This is a genomic window from Kitasatospora sp. NPDC040550 (assembly GCF_055594965.1).
In genome coordinates, this window is record NZ_JBVIWC010000042.1 from 42,108 (window position 1) to 58,689 (window position 16,582).

The following is a 16,582-nucleotide window of genomic DNA, read 5'->3' on the forward strand; positions in this document are numbered from 1 at the left end:
GACCTGGCCCGGATGCGGTTCGTGGTCGCACCGATGTGGGAGGTCGGGCCGAGCCTGCGCCTGCTGCGTTCGGGAGCGCCGCACGCCGTCCACGGCCCCTGGGTGGAGCAGGTCCGGCCCCGGCTGGCGGCGCTCGGCCCGGCGTACGGGCTGCTCGCCGAACTCGTGCCGCCCACCGGCTACGTGCCCGACTTCCTCAATCCGGCCCCGACCGGCCCCGCGCCGACCCTGGCCGCGGAACTCGCCGCGATCCGGGCCACCCCCGCCGCGCAGGTCCGACGCGACCTGGACCGGCTGGCGGCGGACCAGGCGCACCGGGCGGATCGGGCGCACCACCCGCACCGGGCGCACCACGCGGACCGGGCACACCGGGGCGGGCTCGGGCCGAGGCTGCGGGCCCTGCACGCCGACCCGGAGACCGGGCTGGCCCGGCTCGCCGAGGCGGTCGAGGCCTACTGGGAGCTGGCCCTCGCGCCGTACTGGGCGCGGATCCGCGCCGTGCTCGACGCCGACGTGCTGTACCGGGCCCGGCAGGCCGCCGAGCACGGCGCCGAGCGGGTGCTGAACGACCTGCACGCCGAACTGCGCTGGACCGACGGCGCCCTGCGGCTGAGCCACCGCACCCGCCCGATGCCCCGCCGCACCGCCGGGCCGGGCCTGCTGCTGATCCCCTCCGCGTTCACCGGCCCCGGCCTGTTCACCCTGCTCGCCCCACCGGCCCCGCCCCAACTCGCCTACCCGGCAAGGGGGATCGGCCGTCTCTGGACCGCAGGGGCACCGGCCCCCGGCGCGGCGGCCCTGGCCGCGGTGCTCGGCCGCTCCCGCGCCCTGCTGCTCGCCGAACTCGCCGCCCCCGCCTCGACCACCGAACTCGCCCACCGCACCGGCCTGTCGCCCTCGGCCGTCTCCCAGTACCTGACGGCGTTGCGGGACGCCCGCCTGGTCAGCGCCCACCGCGTCGGGCGCTGGGTGCTGTACGCCCGGACGGCCACCGCCGAGGCGCTGCTCGACCCGGACGGCTGAGGGGCGCGCCCGGTGCGCACTCCCCGCCGCTGTCCTGGAAGATCCTCCCGCCCTTGCCGGACCTACCGAGGACCGTCAGCCGCAGAGCCGCGTGACACAACCGCTCGACCATCGCGGGACAGGCTTTAGGCTGCCGGTATGGAGCAGGAACAGCCCGTGTACGAGCCGCCGGGCCCGCTGACCGCTTTCGACGGCCGCATCGTCCTCGACCCGGCCACCCGGATCGCCATCGTGGACGGCCGGGAGGTCCCGCTCACCCGTCAGGACACCCGGGTGCTGCGCACCCTGATCGAGCTCGGCGAAGGGACGCACGACCTGCGGGACATCCAACTGCACGGCTGGGAGGGCCTGTTCGATCCCCGGGAGCTGCGGCACCCGATGGCCCTGCTGCGGGCCAAGCTCGGCGAGCCGCCGTGGATCGTCCGGGAAGGGAAACGGGAGGGGAAACAGGAACGCGACCGCGACCGGGACCGGGACCGGGAATGCGACCGGGAACGCTACGGCCTGCGGCCCCCCGGCCCGCCGCCGTCTGGGAAGCTGCGGGCATGACGTTTCCGCTCCTTCGCTGTGCCGTCCTGGACGACTTCCAGGGTGTCGCCACCAGCTCCGCCGACTGGGCCTCGGTCGCCGATCGGGTCGAGGTGACCGCCTTCCGTGAACACCACGCCTCGGAGGCGGAACTGGCCGCCGCCCTCGCCGGGTTCGACATCGTGGTCACCCTGCGCGAGCGGGTGCCGTTCCCCGCCACGCTGTTCGCCCGGCTGCCCCGCCTCAAGCTGCTGGTCGCCTCCGGCATGCGCAACTCGGTGATCGACCTCCCGGCCGCCGCGGCGCACGGCGTCACCGTCTGCGGTACGGCCAGCTCGGGCACCCCGCCGGTCGAGCTGACCTGGGCGCTGCTGCTGGGTCTGGCCCGCGGCATCGTCCAGGAAAACACCGCGCTGCGCGAGGGCGGGCCCTGGCAGAGCACCGTCGGGGCCGATCTGCACGGCCGGACGCTCGGCGTGCTCGGCCTCGGTCGGATCGGCGGCGCCGTCGCCCGGGTCGGGCTGGCCTTCGGCATGGAGGTGCTCGCCTGGAGTCGGAGTCTGACCGACGAAGGGGCGGCCGCGGCCGGTGTGCGCCGGGCCGCCTCGAAGGAGCAGTTGCTCGGGGAGAGCGACTTCGTGTCGATCCATCTCGCCTTCGACGCGGGCACCCGGGGGCTGATCGGCGCCGCCGAGCTCGCCCTGATGAAGCCGGAGGCCTACCTGGTGAACACCTCCCGGGCGGCGATCGTCGACCAGGACGCGCTGCTCGCCGCCCTCACCGGCGGCCGGATCGCGGGGGCGGCGGTGGACGTCTTCGACGTCGAGCCGCTGCCCGCCGACCACCCGATGCGCCGCGCGCCCCGGCTGCTGGCCACCCCGCACCTGGGGTACGTCTCGCAGGAGAACTACCGGCGGTACTTCACCGAGGCGGTGGAGGACATCGCGGCGTTCCTGGCGGGTGAGCCGATCCGCCGTCTGGGCTGACGCCCGCGCCCCGGCCCGGCCGCCGGTCGCATACTGACGGCATGACGAGCGGAGACGGTGGCCGGGGTGCGGGCCGACGCGGGGTGCTGCGGGCGGGTGCGGCGGCGGTGCTGCTGGGTACGGTGGGGTGTACGAGCGGAGCGAAGTCCGCCGTGGCCCCGGGGAGTTCGACGCCGACCCCGTACTCGACCGACCGGCCCACCCCGGCTCCCACGGCGGCCCCGACCGTGCCCCCGACCCAGGCGGCGACCTCGACCCAGGCAGCGACCCCGCTGCCCAACCCACCCCTCTGGCAGCCCGGCCCCGGCGAGATCCAGCCCGACGTCAAGCGCCGCGCCGTCGAGCTGGTCGCCGCGCTCGGTGCCTGGCCGCCCGGCGGGCAGGGGGCCGGGGCGGCCCAGGCCCGGGTGGCGGCGCTGGGCCTGCCGCCGGGTCTGGCCGACGGGGCCGGGCGGCTCGCCCCGGCGGCGCCGGAGGCGAGCCTGGAGGTGATCGACGCCCAGTACGGCGGGATCCTCGCCGACTCGGCGAGCGTGCTGGTGGTCTGCCGCCAGTGGGCCAGGCAGCCGGACGGATCGGTGGCGGCGGGCGGCATCACGGTGGATGTCCGGCTGAGCCGGGCCGAGCCGCGCTGGACGGTCACCGCCGTGAACCCGGGCGACCCGGGCCCGGCCGCCGCCTCACCCGCCGCCGCGGTGGCGAAGGTGCTGGCCGAGCCGAGGATCGAACTGCCGCCCGAGGCCGCCGCCGACCTGCTCAGCGGCACCGTCCACGACACCGTCCTGACGGCGATGCTGCGGCTGGCCGGCCCGTACGCGCTGTCGGTGAGCGTGGTGCGCACCGGCCACCCCCTGGACGTCTTCGGGACGACCCGGCCCAGCGACCATCCGCTGGGCCGGGCCTTCGACGTCTGGCGGATCGACGGCCGGGCCGTGGTGGACCCGGCCACGCCCCGGCAGCTGATCGAGTCCTTCATGCGGGACGCGGCGGCGGCCGGTTCGTACAACGTGGGCGGGCCGGTGGCGATCGCGGGCGTCGGCAACCAGTTCTTCACCGACGACACCCACCACGACCACGTCCACGTCGGGTTCAACACCTGATCTCCGCAGGCTAGTTGACGCTGACCGCACTCCAGGCCGCGGCGACCGCGTTGTACTCGGTGCTGCCGGCGCCGTAGAGGTCGCGGGCGGCGTTGAGCGAGGCGGCGCGGGCACCCTTGTAGTTGGTGGTGGAGGTCATGTAGACGGTCAGCGCGCGGTACCAGATCTTGGCGACCTTCTGGTTGCCGATGCCGGTGACCGTCGACTTGTTGCAGGTGGGGCTGTTGTAGGCGACCCCGTTGACGGTCTTGCTGCCGCTGCCCTCGCTGGCGAGGTAGAACCAGTGGTTGCCGACGCCGGAGGAGTTGTGGACGTCCAGCTTGCCGACCGAACTGCTCCAGCAGTCGGCCGACTTGCCGTCCAGCGAGGGCTTGTCGAAGCGGCGCAGCCACGGCGGGGTGGACTGGTCGCTGAACAGGTAGTCGCCGGTGTCGATCTTGTTGTTGGCGTACCACTCGACCATGGTGCCGAAGATGTCGCTGGTCGACTCGTTGAGGCCGCCGGACTCGCCGCTGTAGCGCAGGTTGGCGGTGGCGCTGGTGACGCCGTGGGTCATCTCGTGGCCCATGGTGTCGAGGTCGACCTGCTCGGGGTCGGTGGTGCCGTCGCCGTCGCCGGTCATCATGCAGAAGCAGCTGTCGGACCACTGGGCGTTGTCCCAGTCGGTGCCGACGTGGACGAAGACGGTGGCGCCCTTGCCGTCGTTCTTGATGCCGTTCCGGCCGTGCACGTTCTTGTAGTAGTCGTACGTCCAGGCGGTGTTGGCGTGGGCGTCGACGGCGGCGGTGGCACGGTTGGTGGAGAACTTCTTGCCGTCGCCCCAGACGTTGGTGGTGCTGGTGAACGGGGTGCCGGAGCTCGCCTTGATCGAGCTCGCGGACAGGTTGCCGGCGTCCTTGGTGACGTGGCCGCGGACCGGGTCGGTGAGGGTGTAGCCGCCGTTGGCCGGGGTGGTGTCGACGGTGACCTGGCCGGTGTACTCGGAGTTCCCGGTGCCGGCGGCCTGGTGCTCGGCGTCGTAGGACTCGATCTGCTCGCCGGTGGTGGCGTCGGTGACGACGACCTTGCCGGCCGGCTGGCCGTGCTCGCCGGTGCCCTCGACGACGGTGCGCCAGGCCAGTCGGGGGGTGCCGTCGGCGGCCCAGACGACCAGTTCGGGGCTGCTGGTGGCGTCCCGGACGCCGGGGGCGGCGGAGAGCGCGTCGGCGGCGCCGGCCTGGGCGGGGACCTTGGGGACGGTGGTCTTCACGGCGGCGTCGTGGGCGGCGGCCCGGGAGGTGTCCTTGAGCCTGCCGCGGGCGTCCTGGTGAACGACCAGGTCGCCGCCGACCACGGGAAGGCCCTGGTAGGTGCGGTCGAAGCGGATGTGCGAGGTGCCGTCGGCGTCGAGGACGACGTCCTTGAGGACGAGGTCCTGGCCCGCGCCGTAGCCGAACACCCCGGGGTTGTGGGTGACGTTGGCGCGGGCCTGGGCGATCGCGGCCTCGCGGGCGGCGGGGGCGGCGGAGGCGGTGGTGGGGACGGCCACGGCGGCGAGGGCGGCGACGACGGCTATCGCTGCGGCCGTGCGGGCACGCCGGGAAGAGGAGTTGGGGCTCACTCTGACTCCAGTGGGGGTGGGGTGCAGGGAAAGGGGCTGCAAAGAGCTGCGACCGAGATTGACGGCGATCAGTCAGATCGGGCTAGAGGAAAAGTCATAACTTTGCCAAGTTGTGTCCTGGTCCAATCAAAAATGATCGGAACTTAACAAGACGTCCACACTGCCGTCGTGACGATCGACTACCGAAGACCATCGATGACCATCGATGACCATCGACTACCGACTACCGACGACCACCGAGACGGGGCTGTCGGCACTGTGACGCCCTATGCTTCCGCTCCATGGACGGATGGGTGGGGGCCTGGACCGGTGGGCGGGCGGCGGTGCACCTCGGCAACGTCGCGGACTTCAACGCCCAGTTCTTCGCCCCGGGCATGGACGCCGCACAGCGGGCGCGGCGGCTGCGGCACGCGCACCACTACGCCTGCCTGGCCGTCGGCTACAGCCCCGAACCGGCCGTGCTGGTGCTGCCCGCCGAGGTCGACCGGGCCTGGACCGACTGGCTGGGCCGGGAACTGGCCTGGGGCCCCGTCGAGGTGCACGCCGGGGTGGCGGCCGACCGGACGCTCGCCGAGGCGCTCGCCGCCCGCCCCGCCCTGGCCGCCAGGATCGCCGGCTCCGGCCACCCGGTCGTCAGTTGGGGCCGCACGGCCGCGCAGGGCGAGGGCCCCGAGCTGGCCGCCGTCCGCCACTACGAGTCCAAGGCCGCCGCGCACGGGCTGTTCACCGCCCTCGCCCCCGGACACCCCGGGATCGTCGTCCCCGCCCAGGAGCGTACGGAGAGCCGTCGTCGCGCGGCGCGCAGACTCACCGTCCGGGCCGTCCGGGGCCTGAGCACCGTCCTCAAGAGCCCGTACGGCGTGGGCGGTTACGGCACCGTCGTGGTCGAGCCCGCCGAGCTGTTCGCCGCGGGCGGCGGGGGCGCCCTGCTGCGCCGCCTGGTGCGCTCCGAAGTCCTGCCGCCGGGCGGTGAGTTGCTGCTGGAGGAGTACGTGGATCCGGGCCCGTCCGCCCGGCTGCGGGACGTCACCTACGACGCCGTGATCGGCCCGGACGGCACCGTGCACCCGGTCGGGGCCGGCCACATGGAGGTGGCCGGTACCCGCTACCAGGGCGTCACCGTCGGCCCCGGCACGGTGCCGCGAGCCGCCGCCGACACGGCTCGCGGGTTCGCCCTGGCGGTGGGGGAGCGGCTGGCCGCCGAGGGCTACCGCGGCTGGTACGACGTCGACTTCGTCACCGACCGGCAGCGCCGCCTCGCCCCCACCGAGATCAACCTGCGGCTCACCGGCCCCGCCGTCGCCTTCGTCCTGCGCGAGCGGCTGGACCAGGTGCGCGGCCCGGGCCACCTCGTCCGCACCCTGGACGCGCTGCCGCTCGGCGCCCGGCTCGCCCCCGAGGCGCTGCACGGGCACCTCGACCGGCTGCGCCCGCGCTGCGCCCGGCTCGGCGTCACCCTGCTGCCGCTGATCCCGACGGCGGCCCACGACCCGGAGCCCGCCGTCGGCCTCGCCCTGGCCGGGCCCGACGTCGAGGCGCTGGACGCCGCGCAGGCGCTGCTCACGGCGGCCAACCACGCCCTGACCGGAATGTTCGAGGCGCTGCGCTGACGGTCCGTCAATTCACTTTTCGCGGAGCGGGTTTGCGCAGCAGGAAGGTCACCACGATCACCGCGGCCAGCATCAGCGGGATGTTGAACACGTACACCAGCGTCGTCTCGCGCGGCCAGTCGTCGGCCGCGGTCAGCCGGTACAGGTTGTCCTGCGGCCACCAGTTGACGAGCAGCCAGCACACCGACAGGTGGGCGAGCACCGACAGCCCGGGCGAGCGGCCCAGCCGCAGCACCGACGGGAGGCCGAGGACCAGGAAGGCCAGCCCGGCGCCGAAGGCGGCGCACTCGCAGAAGTAGAGCAGGCCGAACCAGAAGTGGTACGCGCCGGGCACTCCCGAGAGGTCCGTCGACCCGGGGAAGAGGGTGTCCGTGAGAGCCCGGGAGACGATGGTGGCGGTCACCGTGAGGAAGAGGGCGAGGCAGCCGGTCACGTCCTTGGAACCCGCCCCGCCCCCGGCCTTCCCGCCGCCCTTGCGGCTGCCGCCCGCCTTCGCCGAGCGCGGCGCGGTGTGCTCCGGCGGGGCCGGCAGCGGCAGTTCGGCGCGGTCCAGCTTCCCGGCCCGGGTGCGCGGCAGCTCCGGGACGACGACCACCGCGGCCGGCGCCGAGAAGCCCTTGAGCTCGGCCAGCAGGTACTGGGTGAGCGACCAGCCGTCCACCCCGCCCGGAACGCCCTGGGTGGGCACCGCGTAGCCGACCAGCACCGGCTTCCCCGGTGTGGGCCGCACCTCGACCACGGCGGCCTCCCGGACCGACGGGTGGGCGCGCAGCGCGCCCTCGGCACGGGCCGCCGCCTTGACCCGGGTGGTCACCGTGGTCGGCCGGTCCGCGCCGAGCGGTCCGACCACGGTGGTGGCCCGGCCGACGAACTCCAGTACGCCGTCCTCCCGGAGCACCCCGAGGTCGCCGGTCAGCAGCACCCGACCGTCCGGATCGAACCGCACCCGGATGAAGCGGCGGGCCGTGTCCGCCGGTCGGCCCAGGTAGCCGCGGGTCAGGCCGGAGCCGGCGACGGCGATCTCGCCGACCCGCCCGGGCGCCACCGGGGTGGCCTGCGGGCCGAGCACGTACACCCGGGTGCCGGGGAAGGGCCGGCCGACCAGCGAGACCCGCTCGGCGCCCTCGGCGGCGGCCGCGCCGCGCACCTCGAACCAGGTGCTGTCGACGGTGGCCTCGGCCAGGCCGTAGACGTTCAGCACCCTGGTGCCCTCGCCGAGAAGCCGTTGCAGCGCCAACTGCTCGTCCAGGTACCACTTCTCGGCGCCGACGGTGAGCAGCCGCACCCCGGGCAGCCCGGCGCCGGTCGCGGCCAGCAGGTCGGTGAGGCGGCGCGCGGTGCGGACGTTCACCTCCATGACCGTGATCCGCTCCTGCGCCACCAGCGCGGGCAGCGCGGCGAGGTCGGCGGTGCGGTCCAGGGTGAGGTTGAACGGGGTGGCCACCAGGGTGGCGCCGGTGCCCAGCGCGCGCACCCAGTCGGCGGTGAAGACGTCGAACTCCAGGCTGGCCGTCTGCAGGATCCGGTCCTCGGGCGCCAGCCCGTACACCTCGCGCCAACCGGCGTACGCGGCCAGCAGGTTGCGGTGCTCGACCAGCGCGCCGGTGGGCAGGCCGGTGGAGCCGGAGGTGTAGAACACGCAGGCGAGGTCGCCGGGGGTGACCTCGGGCCGCTCGAACCCGCTGTCCGGCTGGTCCTGGTCGTCGACACAGACCACCTGGGCGCCGCCCGCGTCCGCCAGCCGGACCAGGTGGCGTCGCTCGGTGACCACCAGGTGGGGCGCGGCGTCGGTCAGCACGTGCCGCAGCAGCGCGTCGGGTGCGGTCGGCTCCAGCGGCACGAAGGCGGCGCCCGTCTTGAGCACGGCGAGCAGCGCCACGTACACCTCGGTGCCCCGGCCCAGCGCGACCGCCGCCAGGCTGCCGGGGGCCAGCCCGTGCCCCGCCAGTACGGCCGCCAACCGGTCCGCCCGGGCGTCCAGCTCCCCGTACGTCAGCTCCGCCTCGCCGCAGCGCACCGCCACCGTGTGCGGGGTCCGACGGGCCTGCCGCTCGACCAGTCCGTGCAGGCTGCCGGCCCGCTGCGCGTCCGCCACCATAACGCCTCCCCCTCGCCCCCGCGGAAGAGCACCATGTTCCTCCCAACTCCTCCCGCACAACAGGGTTCTGGACGGTTCACTCCTCGGACGGCCGGGCTCGGCCCCGGCCGACGGTTGTACGGTGCACACGGACGGTCGGCGCCGGGCCGGTCGGGTACGGCGCCCCGCTCCCCCCTGACCGGCACCGTGATCGGAGAGTTGCCCCATGGACCCGTCCTTCGACGGCCCGCTGCTGCGCACCCAGGACGTGGACGTCGTGCGTGACGGCCGGCACCTGCTGCGCGGCATCACCCTCGAGATCCAGCCCGGTGAGCACTGGGCGCTGCTCGGCCCCAACGGGGCGGGCAAGTCCACCCTGCTCGCCCTGCTCGGCGCGGTCTCCCACCCCACCCGCGGCACGGTGGACGTGCTCGGCCGCCGGCTCGGCCGGGTCGACATCCGCGAGCTGCGCGCCCACCTCGGGCACGTCAACCCGCGCCACCCGCTGCGCTCGCCGCTGAGCGTGCGCGAGGTGGTGCTCACCGGCCACACCAACACCATCGAGCCGGAGTGGCACCGCAAACCCGCCCCCGGGGCGCTGGAGCGGGCCGAGCAGCTGATCGAGACCCTCGGCATGGCCGCGATGGCGGACGCCCCGTGGACCACGCTCTCCCAGGGCGAGCGCGGCCGGGCCCTGATCGCCCGCGCGCTGATGCCCAGCCCCCGCCTGCTGCTGCTCGACGAGCCCGCCACCGGTCTCGACCTGACCGCGCGCGAGCTGCTGCTGGACAGCCTGGACCTGCTGCGCCACCAGCACCCCGAACTGGCCAGCGTGCTGGTCACCCACCACCTGGAGGAGCTGCCGGAGAGCACCACCCACGCGCTGCTGCTGCGCGAGGGCGAGTGCCTGGCGGCCGGCCCGGTGGACGAGGTGATGACCACGGAGCTGATCAGCGCGACCTTCGGCCACCCGATCCGGATCAGCCGCCAGGAGGGCCGCTGGACGGCCCGCGCCGCCGCCCGCCGCGCGCCCCGGAGGTAACGGTTCGGGCAGGGCGGGGGGCCGGGTATCGACGGTAAAGACTTCTTACGTAAGGTATGCCTTAGCTAATCAGGAGGCACCGGCCCGGCCGGCGCTTTACCCGGCCTTGGCACCCCCATGCCCTTTTCCGTTGGAGCCCCCATGTCCGCCCGCCGCCGTTCCACCGCAGCCGCGCTGCTCAGCCTCGCCGTGGCCACCGCCGCCCTGGCCGGCTGCGCGTCGAAGAAGGACGACAAGGCGGGCGGGTCGGGCGCGGTCAAGGTCAACGCCACCGACACCGCCTGCGAGGTCTCGAAGACCAGCTTCCCGGCCGGTCACGTGGTGATCGACATCAGCAACAAGGGCTCCAAGACCACCGAGGTCTACGTCTACGCCGCCGGCGACAAGATCGTCACCGAGCGCGAGAACATCGGCCCCGGCACCAAGGCCAGCATCAACGCCGAGATCAAGGCCGGCAGCTACGAGGTCGCCTGCAAGCCCGGCATGGTCGGCGACGGCATCCGCCAGAAGATCACCGTGACCGGCGACAGCGGCAGCGCCGCCCCCGCCGACCCGCGCCTGGCCGCCGCCGTCGACGCCTACCGCACGTACGCCCAGGAGCAGGCCGACGCCACCATCCCGGCCGTCGAGGCCTTCGCCGCCGCGATCAAGGGCGGCGACCTGGAGAAGGCCAAGTCGCTGTACGCCCCCTCGCGCACCGGCTGGGAGCGCACCGAGCCGGTCGCCGAGAGCTTCGGCGACGTCGACCCCAAGACCGACACCCGCGAGGACAAGCTGGAGCAGGGCCAGGCCTGGACCGGCTGGCACCGCCTGGAGAAGGCCCTCTGGGCCGACGCCAAGATCGGCGACGAGGAGAAGACCCTCGCCGACCAGCTGGTCACCGACCTCAAGGACTGGCAGAAGAAGATCCCCGAGGCGGAGATCACCGCGACCAGCATGGCCAACGGCGCCAAGGAACTGCTCGACGAGGTCGCCACCAACAAGATCACCGGTGAGGAGGACCGCTACAGCCACACCGACCTCGCGGACTTCCAGGCCAACGTCGAGGGCGCCCGGAAGGCCTACGAGCTGTTGAAGCCGGTCGCCGCCGAGAAGGACCCGGAGCTGGCGAAGACCCTCGACTCCGAGTTCACCGCCATCAACGCCCTGCTCGCCAAGTACAAGCAGGCCGACGGCACCTTCACCCCGTACGACAAGGTCACCGAGGCCGAGCGCAAGACCTTCTCCGACGCGGTCAACTCGCTGGGCGAGCCGCTGTCGAAGCTGGCCGCCGCCGTGGTCGTCAAGTAGCCGACCGGCACCGGAAGTCCGGCGCCCCCGGCTCCCCCGGACTTACGGCACCCCCGGACTTCCAGCACCTCCAGTCGTTCCAGTAGTTCCAGTAGTTCCAGTAGTTCAGCAAGAGTGAGAAGGGCCCGCCCGCCGATGGACGCCGAGAACGAGCAGCAGGGCGCTCCGGCCGCTGCCGCCACCGCCACCCCGGGCGCGGTCAGCCGCCGCGCCGTCATCGGCTGGGCCGGCGCGGGCGTCGCGCTCGGCGCGGCGGCCGTCGGGTCGGTCGCGGCGGCGAGCCGCCAGGACGACGACCCCGTCCCGTCGGCCGCCGCGACGGTCGCGGCGGAGGTCCCGTTCTACGGCGACCACCAAGCGGGCATCGCCACCCCCGTCCAGGACCGGCTGCACTTCGCGGCCTTCGACGTCTCCGAGAAGGCGACCCGGGAATCCCTGGTCAAGCTGCTCAAGGAGTGGACCAAGGCGGCCGCCGCGATGACCGGCGGCCGCGAGGTCGGCACCGGCGCCGTCCCGGCCTCCGCGGAGGCCCCGCCGGACGACACCGGCGAGGCCCTGGGCCTGCCCGCCTCCCGGCTCACCCTCACCATCGGCTTCGGCCCCGGCCTGTTCGAGAAGGACGGCGTCGACCGCTTCGGCCTCAAGGCCCAGCGCCCCGAGGCCCTGATCGAGCTGCCCAACTTCAAGGGCGACAAGCTCGACCCGCTGCGCAGCGGCGGCGACCTGTGCGTCCAGGCCTGCGCCGACGACCCGCAGGTCGCGGTGCACGCGATCCGCAACCTGGCCCGGATCGGCATGGGCACCGTCAACATCCGCTGGTCCCAGCTCGGCTTCGGCAAGACCTCCTCGACCACCCCGGACCAGCAGACCCCGCGCAACCTGATGGGGTTCAAGGACGGCACCCACAACATCGCGGGCAGCGACGGCGCCAACCTCGCCGAGCACGTCTGGGCCGCCCCCGGCGACGGACCGGAGTGGATGACCGGCGGCTCCTACCTCGTCGCCCGGCGGATCCGGATGCACATCGAGACCTGGGACCGCGCCCCGCTCAAGGACCAGGAGGACACCTTCGGCCGCACCAAGGGCGAGGGCGCCCCGTACGGCAAGGCCAAGGAGCACGACGCCCCCGACCTCAAGGCGATGCCCGCGACCTCGCACGTCGCGCTGGCCCACCCGGACGCCAACAACGGCCTGATGATCCTGCGCCGCGGCTTCTCCTTCACCGACGGCACCGACGGCCTCGGCCGCCTGGACGCCGGACTGTTCTTCCTCGCCTACCAGCGCGACACCCGCAAGGCCTTCGTCCCGCTCCAGCAGCGGCTCGCGGCCTCGGACAAGCTCAACGAGTACATCCAGCACGTCGGCTCCGCCCACTTCGCCTGCCCGGCGGGTGTCCGCAAGCCGGGGGAGTGGTGGGGCCAGGCCCTCTTCGGCTGATCCCGCTCACCCCCAACACCCCGAGGAGTCAGCCGTGTTCGGCAACTACCTGATCGGCCTGCGCGAAGGCCTCGAAGCCAGCCTGGTCGTCTGCATCCTGATCGCCTACCTGGTCAAGACCGACCGCCGGGACAAGCTGCCGCCGGTGTGGCTCGGCGTCACCGCGGCCGTGGTGCTCTCCATGGTCTTCGGCGCCGTCCTCCAGTTCGGTTCCTCGCAGCTCACCTTCGAGGCCCAGGAGGCGCTCGGCGGCTCGCTGTCGATCATCTCGGTCGGGCTGGTGACCTGGATGGTGTTCTGGATGCGGCGCACCGCCCGGCACCTCAAGACCGAACTGCACGGCAAGCTCGACGCGGCGATCGCGATGGGCACCACGGCGCTGGTGGTCACCTCCTTCCTGGCGGTCGGCCGCGAGGGTCTGGAGACCGCGCTGTTCATCTGGTCCGCGGTGCAGGCCACCGACGACGGTTGGAACCCGCTGATCGGTGCCGCGCTCGGCCTGCTCACCTCGGTGGTGCTCGGCTGGCTGTTCTACCGCGGCGCGTTGAGGATCAACCTGGCCAAGTTCTTCACCTGGACCGGCGCGATGCTGGTCGTGGTCGCGGCCGGCGTGCTCGCCTACGGCGTCCACGACCTCCAGGAGGCCGGCTGGCTGCCTGGCCTGCACGCCACGGCCTTCGACGTCTCCAGCACCATCCCGAAGGACAGCTGGTACGGCACCCTGCTCAAGGGCGTGTTCAACTTCCAGCCGGACCCGACCGTGCTCCAGCTGGTCGTCTGGCTGGCGTACCTGCTGCCCACGCTGGCGGTGTTCTTCAACCTGTTCGGGAACCGGGCGAAGCCCGTCGCCGCGAAGCCGGCCGCCTGACCCGGTCGTTCACCGCACACCCGCCGCACCGCACCGCACCGCCCCGCCCGGCACCCGCCGGGCGGGGCGGTGTCGTTTCGGCGCCACGACCCACGGCCGCCGTGCTGCGGTCCGGCGTCACGACCCGCCCCCCGTGGACCGGGTCCGGTGGCACGCACCAGGGGTGCCGGGCGCGGGGCGAGGGGGCACGCACCCAGGGGCGCCGGGCGCGCCGGGCGCGGGGCGAGCACGCGAGCAGCAAGGCCGGAGCCCCGGACGGTTCGACCGTCCGGGGCTCCGGGGTGGGGTGACGCGGGGCGGGACTACTCGCTCTTGATCGCGCCCAGGATGTCCAGCTTCGACGCCCGGTGGGCCGGCCAGAGCGCGGCCAGCAGGCCGATCACGGCGGCCGCGAGCAGGAAGCCGAGGATCTGCAGCGGCGGCACCACGGTGCTGAGCCCCTTGAGGTCGCCCGCCAGGGTCCGGACGGCCGCCCAGGCGGTCAGGATGCCGAGGCCGACCCCGACCAGCCCGCCGAACAGCGCGATCAGCAGCGACTCCAGCCGGACCATCCGGCGGATGCCGAGCCGGTCCAGGCCGATCGCCCGCAGCATGCCGATCTCCCGGCGGCGCTCGAACACCGACATCGCCATGGTGTTGACCACACCGAGGACGGCGATCACCACGGACATGCCGAGCAGCCCGTACATCATGTTGAGGATGTTGGTGACGGCCTGGCGGCTCTCCGCCTTGATGTCCTTGTCGCCCTTGACCGCGATCAGCGGGTTGCCGCCGGTGGCGTCGCGCAGCGCCTGCTTGAGCTGCTCGGTCGCGCCGTGCTCGCCCTTGACCAGGACCTTGGTCGGGCCGGAGCCGGGCTCCGCGTGCCGGCCGACCACGGCGTCCGGGGCGATCACGGTGGCCAGCGCGGTGTTGGCCTCCAGGATGCCGCCGACGGTGAGCGAGCCCTTGCTGCCGTCCGGGTAGGTGACGGCGAGGGTGTCGCCGACCCGGTAGCCGGCGCTCTGGGCGCGGCCAGCGCTGACCAGCAGCTTGCCCTGCTTGAGGGCGTCCGCCGAGCCCTCCTTGATCTTGACGGTGGCCAGCCGGTCGATGGTGGTCGCGTCCACCGCGGTCATCCACTCGGACCGGTCGTCGGCCCCGGCGACGGTGACCGGGACGGTGCGCTCGGGGCTCATCGCGCTGACACCGGGGGTCTTGGCGATCTGGGTGGCGACCTCGTCGGACAGCATCGTGCCGTTCTGCATGGCCACGGTGTAGTCGGCCTTGATGTCGCTGTCGGTGGAGTCGTCGACGGCCTTGTTCACCGAGGCGCCGATCACGGTCAGCGAGGTGATCAGGGTGACGCCGATGGTGAGCGCCGAGGCGGTGGCGGCGGTGCGGCGCGGGTTGCGGACGGCGTTCTCCTGGGCGAGCTTGCCCGGGGTGCCGTACACGGCGCGCAGCGCCGGGGCCAGCAGGGCGATCAGCGGCCGGGAGAGCAGCGGGGTCAGCACGAACACGCCGAGCAGCAGTGCGGCCGCGCCGAGGCCGACCAGCTTGACCTCCTTGCCGCTGATGCCGGCGGCCAGCGCGCCGAGTCCGGCGAGCGAGAACAGCAGGCCGACGGCGTTGCGGACCAGCAGGCTCTTCTGGGTGGCGGGCTGCTCGACCGAGCTCATCGCGGCCACCGGCGCGATCCGGGAGGCCCGGCGGGCGGGCAGCCAGGCGGCCACCAGGGTCACCAGCACGCCGACCGCGAGCGCGGTCAGGACGGTGGTGGGGGCGATGACCAGCGGGCCGTCCGGCAGGTTGGCGTCCATCGGGCCGTTGAGCAGCGCCTTGAGGCCGACGGCGATCCCGATGCCGGCCAGCAGGCCGCCGATCGAGGCGGTCAGGCCGACCAGCACGGCCTCGACCTTCACCGAGCGGGTGATCTGCCGGCGGGTGGCGCCGACGGCGCGCAGCAGGGCCAGTTCCTTGGTGCGCTGGGCGACCAGCATGGAGAAGGTGTTGGCGATGATGAAGATGCCGACGAACAGCGCGATGGCGGCGAAGCCCAGCAGGAAGGTGTTCAGGATCTTGGTGCCCTGGGCGATCATCTTGTCCTGCGCGGCGGCCAGGTCGCGGCCGGTCCGGGCCTCGATGTTGTCGCCGTGGGGCAGCGCCTGCTCGACGGCGGTGAGCAGCGCGGCGTCGTCGGTGCCGGGCTTGGCCTTGACGTCCAGCGACGCGTAGCGGCCGGGGCTCAGGTAGAGCTCCTGGGCGGTGGCGTCGTCGAAGGCGGCCAGCGAGCCGCCGGCCATCACGCGCGGGTCGTTGGTGTGCAGGGTGCCGGTGAGCTTGAGCTCCATGACCGGGCCGTTGACCGCGACCCGGACGGTGTCGCCGAGCTTGAAGCCGCCCTTGTCGGCGGTCCGGGTGTCCAGGGCGATCTCGGTGGCGCTCCTGGGGCCGCGGCCCTCGACCAGCGGGTAGCGCGGGTCGGTGCCGTCGGCGCCCGGCACGTAGTTGGTGCCGGTGGTGGAGAAGCCGTTGCCGATCAGCGCGCCCTTCTTGTCCGCGATGCCGGCGAAGCCGCTGACCACGCCGCGCGCGTCGGCGACGCCGGGCAGGGCGGCGATCTTCCTGCGGGCGTCCTCGGTGAGGGTCGGGGTGTTGGCGCCGTGGTTGGCGCCGTGGTCGTAGCCGCGGCCGACGGCCGAGTCGTCGCTGACGGTGACAGCGATGTCGGCGTAGCTCTTGGAGTTCTGGGTGCGGAGGGCCTGGCCCATGGTGTCGGTGAAGATGAGCGTGCCGGCGACGAAGGCGGTGCCGAGCATGACGGCGAGCATCGTCATCAGCAGGCGGCCCTTGTGGGCCAGTACGTTGCGCAGTGCGGTGCGGAACATGGGGGAGCGTCAGTCCTGGGGGTACTCGGGGGGAGGTGGGCTCGGACGTGCGAACGGGCTCAGCTTGTGCGGCCCTTGGCGTCGAAGCGGCGCATGCGGTCCAGGACGGTGTCGGCGGTGGGGCCGTGGAGTTCGTCGACGATTCGGCCGT

General features: G+C 73.5%; 12 protein-coding genes and 1 pseudogene. 9 read left to right on the forward strand and 4 right to left on the reverse strand.

Annotation, left to right across the window (positions count from 1 at the left end):
• Positions 1-12 precede the first annotated feature (12 nt).
• From ACZ58X_RS37795 to ACZ58X_RS37810, 4 genes are all read left to right on the forward strand, one after another.
• Complete coding sequence (locus ACZ58X_RS37795; protein WP_470338113.1) at positions 13-1,023, forward strand: DUF5937 family protein; 1,011 nt, start codon at positions 13-15, stop codon at positions 1,021-1,023.
• Between the two features lie 138 nt (positions 1,024-1,161).
• The gene (locus tag ACZ58X_RS37800) at positions 1,162-1,572 is read left to right on the forward strand and encodes a hypothetical protein (protein WP_470338100.1); all 411 of its coding nucleotides are present in this window, start codon (positions 1,162-1,164) and stop codon (positions 1,570-1,572) included.
• Positions 1,569-2,537, forward strand: a complete 969-nt coding sequence (locus ACZ58X_RS37805) for a D-2-hydroxyacid dehydrogenase family protein (RefSeq protein WP_470338101.1) — start codon at positions 1,569-1,571, stop codon at positions 2,535-2,537. The genes ACZ58X_RS37800 and ACZ58X_RS37805 overlap by 4 nt, the downstream gene beginning before the upstream one ends.
• A 41-nt stretch (positions 2,538-2,578) precedes the next feature.
• Positions 2,579-3,637 carry a hypothetical protein gene (locus ACZ58X_RS37810; RefSeq protein ID WP_470338102.1) on the forward strand — a complete coding sequence of 353 codons (1,059 nt, stop codon included), beginning with the start codon at positions 2,579-2,581 and terminating at the stop codon, positions 3,635-3,637.
• A gap of 10 nt (positions 3,638-3,647) precedes the next feature.
• Here the strand turns inward: ACZ58X_RS37810 and ACZ58X_RS37815 are convergent, their stop codons facing one another.
• Positions 3,648-5,237, reverse strand: coding sequence for a M4 family metallopeptidase (locus ACZ58X_RS37815; protein ID WP_470338103.1), 1,590 nt, complete (start codon positions 5,235-5,237; stop codon positions 3,648-3,650).
• A 281-nt stretch (positions 5,238-5,518) separates the two neighbouring features.
• On the opposite strand from ACZ58X_RS37815, the gene ACZ58X_RS37820 reads away from it, so the two are divergent.
• Positions 5,519-6,847 (forward strand): hypothetical protein, encoded by a 1,329-nt coding sequence (locus ACZ58X_RS37820; RefSeq protein WP_470338104.1) that lies wholly within the window; start codon positions 5,519-5,521, stop codon positions 6,845-6,847.
• Positions 6,848-6,854: 7 nt separating this feature from the next.
• Here ACZ58X_RS37820 and ACZ58X_RS37825 read toward each other — a convergent pair whose 3' ends face one another.
• Positions 6,855-8,945: an amino acid adenylation domain-containing protein gene (locus ACZ58X_RS37825; protein WP_470338105.1), complete on the reverse strand. Its 2,091-nt coding sequence runs from the start codon at positions 8,943-8,945 to the stop codon at positions 6,855-6,857.
• 205 nt (positions 8,946-9,150) lie between these two features.
• On the opposite strand from ACZ58X_RS37825, the gene ACZ58X_RS37830 reads away from it, so the two are divergent.
• The 4 genes from ACZ58X_RS37830 to efeU all read left to right on the forward strand — a co-directional run bounded on the left by ACZ58X_RS37830 (position 9,151) and on the right by efeU (position 13,561).
• Entirely contained in the window at positions 9,151-9,966 is an 816-nt protein-coding gene (locus ACZ58X_RS37830; protein ID WP_470338106.1) for an ABC transporter ATP-binding protein, read from the forward strand.
• Positions 9,967-10,107: 141 nt separating this feature from the next.
• Positions 10,108-11,256, forward strand: a complete 1,149-nt coding sequence (gene efeO, locus ACZ58X_RS37835) for an iron uptake system protein EfeO (RefSeq protein ID WP_470338107.1) — start codon at positions 10,108-10,110, stop codon at positions 11,254-11,256.
• A 135-nt stretch (positions 11,257-11,391) separates the two neighbouring features.
• Positions 11,392-12,693, forward strand: coding sequence for an iron uptake transporter deferrochelatase/peroxidase subunit (efeB, locus tag ACZ58X_RS37840; protein ID WP_470338108.1), 1,302 nt, complete (start codon positions 11,392-11,394; stop codon positions 12,691-12,693).
• Positions 12,694-12,727: 34 nt separating this feature from the next.
• Positions 12,728-13,561 carry an iron uptake transporter permease EfeU gene (efeU, locus tag ACZ58X_RS37845; RefSeq protein ID WP_470338109.1) on the forward strand — a complete coding sequence of 278 codons (834 nt, stop codon included), beginning with the start codon at positions 12,728-12,730 and terminating at the stop codon, positions 13,559-13,561.
• Between the two features lie 302 nt (positions 13,562-13,863).
• On the opposite strand, the gene ACZ58X_RS37850 is transcribed toward efeU, so the two are convergent.
• Both ACZ58X_RS37850 and ACZ58X_RS37855 read right to left on the reverse strand, forming a co-directional pair.
• Positions 13,864-16,431 carry an ABC transporter permease gene (locus ACZ58X_RS37850; protein ID WP_470338110.1) on the reverse strand — a complete coding sequence of 856 codons (2,568 nt, stop codon included), beginning with the start codon at positions 16,429-16,431 and terminating at the stop codon, positions 13,864-13,866.
• A 59-nt stretch (positions 16,432-16,490) separates the two neighbouring features.
• Positions 16,491-16,582: pseudogene (locus tag ACZ58X_RS37855) on the reverse strand (ABC transporter ATP-binding protein); the annotation flags it as partial.